Source organism: Hymenobacter nitidus (assembly GCF_020447315.1).
Taxonomy (GTDB): Bacteria; Bacteroidota; Bacteroidia; order Cytophagales; family Hymenobacteraceae; genus Hymenobacter; species Hymenobacter nitidus.
Window position 1 is genome coordinate 117379 of the sequence record NZ_JAJADQ010000015.1, and the last position, 8813, is coordinate 126191.

At 52.9% G+C, this 8813-nt stretch carries 9 protein-coding genes; 2 read left to right on the forward strand and 7 right to left on the reverse strand.

The features are described 5' to 3' along the window. Positions 1-22: 22 nt before the first annotated feature. Positions 23-1042, forward strand: coding sequence for a hypothetical protein (locus LGH70_RS22215; RefSeq protein ID WP_226190080.1), 1020 nt, complete (start codon positions 23-25; stop codon positions 1040-1042). A gap of 160 nt (positions 1043-1202) precedes the next feature. Here the strand turns inward: LGH70_RS22215 and LGH70_RS22220 are convergent, their stop codons facing one another. From LGH70_RS22220 to LGH70_RS22245, 6 genes are all read right to left on the reverse strand, one after another. Next, the gene (locus LGH70_RS22220) at positions 1203-3011 is read right to left on the reverse strand and encodes an SAVED domain-containing protein (protein ID WP_226190082.1); all 1809 of its coding nucleotides are present in this window, start codon (positions 3009-3011) and stop codon (positions 1203-1205) included. A 54-nt stretch (positions 3012-3065) separates the two neighbouring features. Beyond that, positions 3066-3332: a hypothetical protein gene (locus tag LGH70_RS22225; protein WP_226190084.1), complete on the reverse strand. Its 267-nt coding sequence runs from the start codon at positions 3330-3332 to the stop codon at positions 3066-3068. A gap of 11 nt (positions 3333-3343) precedes the next feature. Then, on the reverse strand, positions 3344-4366 hold the full coding sequence (locus LGH70_RS22230) for an SAVED domain-containing protein (RefSeq protein ID WP_226190086.1): 1023 nt from the start codon (positions 4364-4366) through the stop codon (positions 3344-3346). A gap of 142 nt (positions 4367-4508) precedes the next feature. Continuing rightward, complete coding sequence (locus LGH70_RS22235; protein WP_226190087.1) at positions 4509-5003, reverse strand: Mov34/MPN/PAD-1 family protein; 495 nt, start codon at positions 5001-5003, stop codon at positions 4509-4511. Beyond that, positions 4996-6744: a ThiF family adenylyltransferase gene (locus LGH70_RS22240; protein WP_226190088.1), complete on the reverse strand. Its 1749-nt coding sequence runs from the start codon at positions 6742-6744 to the stop codon at positions 4996-4998. Before LGH70_RS22240 ends, LGH70_RS22235 begins: the two co-directional genes overlap by 8 nt. A 1-nt stretch (position 6745) precedes the next feature. Continuing rightward, positions 6746-7834 carry a cyclic GMP-AMP synthase DncV-like nucleotidyltransferase gene (locus LGH70_RS22245; protein ID WP_226190089.1) on the reverse strand — a complete coding sequence of 363 codons (1089 nt, stop codon included), beginning with the start codon at positions 7832-7834 and terminating at the stop codon, positions 6746-6748. A gap of 282 nt (positions 7835-8116) precedes the next feature. Between LGH70_RS22245 and LGH70_RS23935 the strand changes: the two genes are divergently transcribed. Then, the gene (locus LGH70_RS23935; protein ID WP_226190091.1) at positions 8117-8590 is read left to right on the forward strand and encodes a 2'-5' RNA ligase family protein; all 474 of its coding nucleotides are present in this window, start codon (positions 8117-8119) and stop codon (positions 8588-8590) included. 15 nt (positions 8591-8605) lie between these two features. On the opposite strand, the gene LGH70_RS22255 is transcribed toward LGH70_RS23935, so the two are convergent. Next, positions 8606-8813: hypothetical protein (locus tag LGH70_RS22255; RefSeq protein WP_226190093.1), on the reverse strand; the 208-nt coding region annotated here is incomplete at its 5' end.

Here is an 8813-nt window from a genome sequence, read left to right on the forward strand (position 1 = left end):
TATGTCATAAAATTATAGACCTATGCATAATCACACCACATTGCAGCACGATTGGTTTGCTGTTGACCCAACGTGGTCCGCTTTGGGCTACGCTACTTTAGAAAGCTATCTGCAAACATGGGTGCCACAGCCAACTTTTCATGCCCTCGTGCCTGAAGATGTCCATAAAGCGTATCGTACAACCTGCTATTTGTTTGCCAATGCCTGGCATCATTATCCCATGTACGACCAAGGCTTGCAGCACTTGCTCGGCACCATGGAAATGTCCGTGAAAATACGGGCCGAACAGTTAGCCATCACGCTCAGCTCCACGGCAAAGCAAGGCAAGTCTGGGTTCCCGACTTTGAATAACCTCATTGAACAAGTCTGCCAGTATCACCAAGCAAGGAATTTAAAGCAAAAGCTGCACTGGGCTCGCAAAATCCGTAACTACCACGCCCATCCTGAGCGCTACAGCTATGCCCCAGTGATGATGCAGCAGGCGGTGGTTCCGCTACTCAACCTGCTCAATGAACTCTTCATTGAGCCGTCGCTGGCCACGCAGACAGAACAGTATCTTACTACGCTGAACCAGCAGTTGCATGGAGTACAGAACACCTTGTTGATTCTAGAACACCAAGGGCTTCGCTACCTCGTCCACCAGGCCCAGCCGTTACGTGCCTTCTTCACCAATGGGCAGTGGCGGACCATTTGGGTATTTCACCCGGTACTCCCTAAGGCCCAAGAGGCGCTCACGCAACATCGCTATTTGCGACCCCTTGTACTTTGCCTATCAGCTGTTGAGATTAAAGACGGCGGGCTGGTAGCTCAAGAGGTCGGTTCTGGGCAGCTAGTACGGGTTTTGGTCAATGAGGACCCACGCAACCAACCAGTATGGGATGCCCACCAACAAGCCTGGCAACAAGCTAATAGAACTGACCAATGGTTATTCTCCTCCTCGCAGCAAAGTGACATGCTCACTGCTCAGAATAAGCTGGAACATCAATTTGGGTGGGGCTACACATCAACTGATGTCACTGAGCCCTCGCTTACCAATGCGTAACGCCCGGCCTGCATGTTCAATTTAACAGCGGGTGAGCACGCTATTGCTACGATCTTAAGCACGACAATAAAGTCTTCTTGTATCAGTGGAGGATAAAATTACTCTAAGCTACAACCAAGACCAACATCGATAAAAAGCAGGGCTGTAACCCGACCTCTGTTTAGGTTAGCAGGATAGGCAGCGCTCCATTTACGGCTAGTGCCTCCTCGAATACTCCTTCGAAAAATATCTTGATTTCCTCGTGGTCACGCGAACGAAAAGCATTTAGCAGGGCCTTGATATTAATAGTTGTTGAGTCTGTAATACGCAGCATCCTTTCATTTTCGGTGACAAGACCGATGGACAAATCTGTGGTGGGGTCCAATTTATTCAGCAACATCAGTTCCCGGCGACCCTCTATTTGGAGGCGGCAACCCGCCAATTCAATCGTAGGCGGAGTACTTAGCGCTTTTAATGCAATTTTCAAATCCGTAGAACGGCTCACCTGAACGCGCCGCCAGTACCAGTTCAGGTAGCGGCGCACTCGTCGTATCTGCGGGCGATTAAACTCCCCACCCGCATCAAAAGCCCACATCGAGCGGATCATTAGGTCGATTGTGTTGACCAAAAAGTGTTTGATTTTATCATCACTGGCAACATTGTTACGGTCGTATATGCTGGCAAAATCCAGTTCGTGAAACAATGCATATAGGTCGGCTGCATAATCGATGCGCTCCAGGCAGTTTGGGAAACGCCCCACATCGGTTGCGTTGTATTTTGTCAGGGAGTGGTAATCATGCACGTACTCGTGGTAGAGAAACAACCGAATTAGTTTCTGTAACTCGGCATCTTTACCACGCGTGGCATTGGATAGCCCGACCAGCAGCCCATCATTCAGCCGCCAGGTATTCGAGCTTTTATCGTGTCCAAATTCCCCGTGGTAAGGCTCCGGGTCCACGGTATCATGTTCATTGGCTACAGCCCACAATGGTGGCAAGTTGGGAAAAGGGTGTACAGCGCTAAACAGTTCTTTTTTAGCAAAGGCACGATACCAGATGCCCGAATTGTCATTGGAGCGTTCCCTATTGGAAGCTGCGTAATCCAGTACGTTACGCAGCGCGGTTGGCCAAACCTCTTGCCGAATGTGCTGGTTACGCCGCAGTTGTTCTTCCGTGAGTTCTTCCATTGCCGCCGTGGCATCGCTTTCAGTAAGTAACAAGGCCTCTTGATACCTTGGCTCGGCCTGTTTGCGGAAGCGGTATGTTTGAAATGGCGGGTTGTTGCGCAGGCGCAACTCCTGGCCTATCAGGAAGCACACTGGTGCGGGCGCAGCAACAAACAAGTGGATGGTTTCCGTACCTGGTCGGAATTCCGCCACGGCAGCCAAGGCCTCCCGCATAAGTTGCCGTACCTGCTGCGCATCAGCGGCTGAGCCGATAGTCTTAACCATTGGCGTTTGCTCGTCATGCAAGCGGATCCGAATATCTGCCAGCAAGTCTGATCCCAAGACAGCTAATATGTCAGCATCCTGAATGGAAGAAGATATCTCCACCCGAATGGCTACCCGACCGTTACTGGCCACCCGCTCAGCGGGCACCCCCTCCGTACGCAATTGAAGTCGTTGTTCTACCGAGGGCCATGCCCACTTGTTTTGGTCACGGTCAAAGTCAAACGCCTGCACATGGCGCTCATCGCCAACGAGTGCACCCAATGCTAGCGTATGCGGAATTTCTGCCAGCCCATAGTACTTTATTTCGGTATCACCCTGCTCATCGGCCAACTGCCGAATGTGACTGGCCTGCTCAATCAGGTATTGCTCCGAAGATTGCCAGTTACCTGCGTCAATATCGGTGCTGAAATCCGTCGTATCCACATGGTGTACTTGGCGTGGCACGCGCAGTTCAGTATCAGACAGTTCGTCCAGCACTTCCTTCTCGGATACTTCCCGCAAGCCGGAATGGCGCAACAACAACAGATTGGCAATGGACATACAACAGGAAGTAGGAATTTATGAAAGGGTGTTTTGCGGCCGACCAAAGAGCGGTCAACTTTCTTGAAATACAACTTGCGTTTGCTCAGCAGGATGTGGGTCGATGTGAATGGCTTTGAATGCTTCCCATGAGCCGTAAATCACCAAGCTGCTATAACCAGGCTTTTCCGTATTTAAATCTGAGCGCCAGCATACCACCACCTGGCCCGTATGAAATATCACGCCATCGAGAACCCGCCCGGTGCCGCTGATGCCGGTTTCGTCGGCATTACGAATGAGGGTAAACAGTTGGGGGTTCGTGGAGGGTTGAGGGGCAATCATAGAGGAGATATTTAGGCGATAGTTAACACCGGATGAAAGGTAGCAGAAGCGCGGTCTAGATTGTACACGTGAATCGTTGGGTCTACTTTAGGCAGTAATGCGCGGCCAATTTCGATGGCGATGGATACTGGCACGGCCGGAAATAAGTGAATCTCGCACTCCTCGCCATGGTGCTGCCGAATCTGGCTGAGCAGCCGTCGCCACGCCTTGGTGAACAATTCAAGTTGCTCCTTAGCCTTTAGAAAATGTACAGTTGGTTCCGCGATGGTAATGCCATAGGTTGGCACGGCGTGGCCCATGGCGCGGTCTATCTCGTGCTGATGAATAGGACCGCTCAAGGACAAATTGATAGCCACTATGCACGAACTGTTAGCAGCCTCAGGCGTTGTCACCAAGTAATCAAACCCATCGCCAGCCAACGGTTGCCAATCCCACGTGGTCGGAACCCTATGCCGCTGGTACACGTCCGCTGTAATCAGGTCACTAATAAGGCTGCCACAGTATATAAGCACGGGGATGGCTGCCAGACCAAAAATCGACAAGTGGTTGATGGGACGACCTGTGATGTCGATTCCAGCAATGACAGGTGCCAGGCAGCGCTCAGCGTGGGTACGAGCTACTTGCCAAAAAGTCGGATCCTGCTCGGTCAATTCCAATTCGCTTAGGTTGACACGAATGGCCCGGTCAGTGGCGGGGTAACGGGCTGGTAGCACTGCCGTGCGGGCCTCGTCCTCGTTCACTGCTCCGTCGCCCCGACGGTTACCGACACGAGTACCAATAAGCACAAGGTGAGTGCGCATCGCTGGCTGCAAGCCGGTTTGGCGCTCAATCCGGTCTTCGTGCTCCTGCTTCTGTTCACGCAGCCATTCAGTGGGGTACTCCTGCCAATGCTCTCCGTCAATCAGCCGGTGGTGGTCGCCGCACAGCAACATGATGTTGGACAGTGAATCTTTAAGTAATTCAGACTCTTCCTTGCTGCCACGTGGCCCCTTAGCGCTGTCGGCTACAATGTGGGCCAGGTACGAACGGTTCATCTGCTGCAGTGTCAGAGAATCCTTCCATAATGGCTCGTTGCAGCCAGGAAATTGACAGCGGCCGCCAGCTCGTACCCATACTTGTAGCCGTACCGCCGTGGGAATAGTTGTATAAGACATAGAATGCGCGGTAGAGTGTTTTTCACTTCTTAATTTTTAGTGGTTCCCACGTCGTGGTTGCTGATTTGGCAGCCCACATGCGAGGCTCATGCGTACCGATAATGAGAAAAAACAACTCCTCGTCGAACTGGTCTTGGCATAGCCGACGGTTCCAGCCTTTGATATCAATCTCGGAAGGAGTAGGCCGTTCTTCGGGGTGCGTGTGCCATTCACCCAGGTAAGTGCAGGTATGACCACTGGCCTCCCAAGCTGCATCCATAGCTGCTTGGTGCCGCCTCTTGTCCCGGTAAAATGAATAACGGGTGCGCCGGTCTCCGGGCATCGGCTCGGTCACTACATCTATTACCACGTCGTTGCTAGAAGCTATGTAGCGGCCCATCATGACCCCTCCCGCCTCAGTTGCGACGGGGTCGTGCTGGGCGTAGGACTGCATGACTGACAGCACCGCAGCTGGCACCTTCACGCGGCCTCCGCCACTACGATAAAACACGAGATCCTGCTGCTCCGGCTCATTCATGATTGGTGGCAGCGTTGGTGTTTGAATCAAAGGCGCATACCGGACAATTCGGAGCAATGTAGCGCATCGCATCACGGCGCAAGGTCTCCTCCGTCAGTTTATACCTCGGTCCCACTTTGAATCCTGCCGCTTTAAGCTCCCGGTCACTTCCCTTCCACGACCATAACGGGCTTTCCGGCTGACTACTGGTCAGCGCCTCTACTGCCAGCCGTGCCGCGAGTGTAGCCGTCTGTGAGGCATCCAATGAGGCGTAAGGCGTATGCAGAGAGCCACATCCTGACAAAGCTAAACTGAATTGCTGGTCGGGTGCCGCGAACAGGGCACGATTAGATAAGGGAGCGTCAGGATTAGGCGAAGTATACAAGCACTCCAGACACCCGGCTTGGTGTGGCCTCGTCAGTAGCGCGTGGCCTCCGATGCCATATGGTTCGAGCCACGAATATATAACCGGGGGGGCACCTGCTATAGCCCGCAGTCGTTCATTCAGGTAGCGTTCGAGCGTAGCCTCGCCCGTTGCGGCTATCACCAAGTCGAATGATTCAGGCTGGATTTCTCCCGCGTCTAGGGCTTGCTCAATTGGTTTTGCAATGGCAGTTACTTCGGCGTACAAGTACTTGCGCTGCAATTCGTCACGTAGCGCAATGGCTTTATATTCACCAACACCAGCCATGCCCAGGGCGTGTCGGTGCATATTCTCAATTGACAGCCTGTCGCCATCAACCAGGGTTAGGTACAGGATACCGGTCTGTGACAGCTCGTGCGCCAAATGACCACCGATAGCGCCGCAGCCTATAACAAGCACTTTTTTGGGAGTTAAGCTCATTTTTCCGCCTCCTCGTGGCAACAAGTAAGACCGTTCCCACCGCAGGAGTTGAACCGGCTTTAAATCGAATGCACTTCCTCGCTCACCTAGCGGGTGCACTCCTTTCAGACTCGTGTAGGCAATGCCCAGCAGCGTAACGTGCGACTTGTGGCCCACCAGAGGTACAGCTAGTACCAACAGGCCATTCCAATCCCGACCCGACTTAAAGAGTTGTCGGCGGCGTTTGGAGGGTATGGCCATTAGTGTAGGCTTCACCAACTCGCGCAGTTGGTCAATCGTCCAGAAAGGCTCGTTTGGGGCGGGAGGAATGAAGGCTGTACCCGGTAGCAGCGGCAGATAAGTTGCCTTCTCCTTTATAGTCGTAAGCAGCTTATTTCCTGCCCGGTGCCGTGGTGGCATTTCCTGCTCGGCGCCAGCAAGCCACCGCAAGTTATCCTTGGCAGAATAGCTGGTTAAGGTACGCGCTTCCGACGATGGGTTATAAAAATTAACTACTTCCGGACCGCCTAGTTGCCGCCAGTACACCTCCAGTTCGCGCATAAACTCTGCCACCTGGCTGGTACCTAGCCCCTCTTCCAAGGTTCGGATGGTTTCCTTGACGGCCCACGTAAGCACTGTTTCCGGCTGCTGGCGGTTCAGGAGCAATCCTTCGGATGTACTGTAGCACACCACTCCGGCATTCCGAAAAACGTGCGGTAGGCGCCCCAGCAACTGGCTATCCTGCACGAGCACAAGAGGCGCATCCTTTGGAAAGTCATGTGCTAATACTATCAGGATGCCAACCGACAAACCCGCCACGGCCAAGGTGGTGGTTATGCGAAAGCCACCGTCATTGTCAGGCTGCATCTCTCCAGGGGGCAGAACCAGACCAGTAGCCGTGGCTACCGATAGCCAAGCCTCTAATGCCTCAGTGGTCATGTTAGCCCGAAAGGCCTGAACTAGCGGCCCCTGCTGCCGCCTTACGGGCGGTGTCGGATTTGGCGGGAACGGGGAAGTCGGAGCCAAACACCTTTTGCAGGCCTTTGCATGCTTCGTGCGGATCCGACTCTTCATGAGCAGCATCCAGGGCCGCTTTCAGATCCTTCAGCTTTGTTTCAAACGAAGTCATCTGCACGAGCGTCATATTTTCATACACGTCGCTCACTGGTTCCACTGGTAGCTTGGCGATGAGGCAACGCCCCCATTCTTGACGCTTTTCCCGGTACTGGTGGCTGAACCGGCTCAACATATCATCCACCAGTTTGCGCAACGCCCCCAGGTCGTCCCGTGTCCGATTCAGCCAATCTGAATACGTCGGAGTAAAGCCGTAATGAGCATTGAGCGTCAGTCCAATTCCCCGCGGGGCACCGTTGCCGGCACTGGAGAAGTTTACGTCCTTCCACCGCTTCATAAAGCGCATAATGCGCCGGAACTGCTGCCGCCCGTGGGTATCGTCTTCAAAGCGACGGAATAACTCGTGTTGCAGGCCTGCTGGGTCTGATACCTTCCACTCCTGCTCGCTCAGCGAATCGCCAACGCGGCCCACGGCCAGGTAGTCTTTGCCATCAGAATTGCTACCCCGCGCCGAGTAGATGGCCAAATCAACGTGGTAGGCCTCCTCAACACCGTTCTCTTTGTAGAATACCGTTACGCAGGGACGGCGGATACGGATGGTATCGGTCAGGCCATTCAAAGCCTCCTCTACTCGCTTCTTCAACGTAAGAGGGGAATAAGCACCCTCTCCGTCCTTTGGGGTTTCAAAGTACACACCTTGGTCGATATCGTACCCACTACCACCCGCCAACGGTTTGATGCCGGTGTTCATCTTGTAACTACCCTGGTCTTTGAATTTCGGAACCAGGTTCGGCTCACCGTACTTCGCAAAAACCCCGGGCAAATTGGCTTTCAACCGGCGGCGGATTACATTGCGCTTGTCACGCAGTTGTTTCTCCTTTTTGAAGCGGCCCAGTCGGATACCGGTTTTTTTGTCAGAGTGAAAAGTGTCAAATTGAGTCTGCACGTTCGCCATATGCGTGGGGTTTGGAGTTATGTGTTTTTCACTTGAAGAACCTCCACGCCGTACAAACCTGTCAACAACCCGACAAGCAAAGCAGCTTAGGAAGAGCTAATGTCATTAGCAATACTAAAACTAAGCCATTAGTTCCCGCCATGCCATTATGGCTCCTTTCTTTTCTATGTTTCAGCTTAATGTAGGTATCATTTATTGATTATTTAAGCTCTAAGGATGCGCTACTTTATAGGAATTCGGCCCCCAAGCGCCCTAATAGAGGCAGTGGTGCATTTCCGGCGTATGCTTGGCTGGCGGGGGTTAGAACCTCACATTACCCTGAAAGCACCCTGCGGCCTTGGCAGAGAAGTGGAGTGGTTGTCCGCAGTTCAGCAAATTTGTCAGGCTACTTCCGCCTTTCCTATTGAAGTTAGCCGGCCAGCTGCCTTCGGGGATAATGTCCTGTATTTGCGGGTTACTTCTCCTGATTTGATTACTTTACACACCAGATTGCTGAATGAGTTGGGCATTTCCCGTCTGGACCAAGAAATGTGTTTTGAGGGCCCTCGCTACTTACCGCATTTGACGTTACTACAACGAGAACCGCAGGGTCACTTCCCTATGGAGGAGCAATTGGCCATGGCTGGCAGCTATTTCCTACAGGACGTGTCTTTTCAAGCCAAAGAGTTATTGGTTTATTGTAAACGGGAAGATGACGCGTATGTAGTCATCAAGGCTATCCCTCTTGGCAACAACTTGGTTACGCCTCCCCTATAATGCCCAATTTCACCTTTAAACCTTCAGACCCTGGAGGAAATGGAGCTGCGCTTGAAAGGAGGCCAGCGCCTCGGCATCCGGCAACACAAACCATGTGGTCTTACTTGTCAGGGGAAAGCGCAGCTGCTGCGCGGGTATGCCCAGACTAACGAGCACACGCTGCACGAGGCGGGGCTCCTCGCGCTTGAGCTTGCCATTTTTCAGGTTGACGATGTTGGTGTAG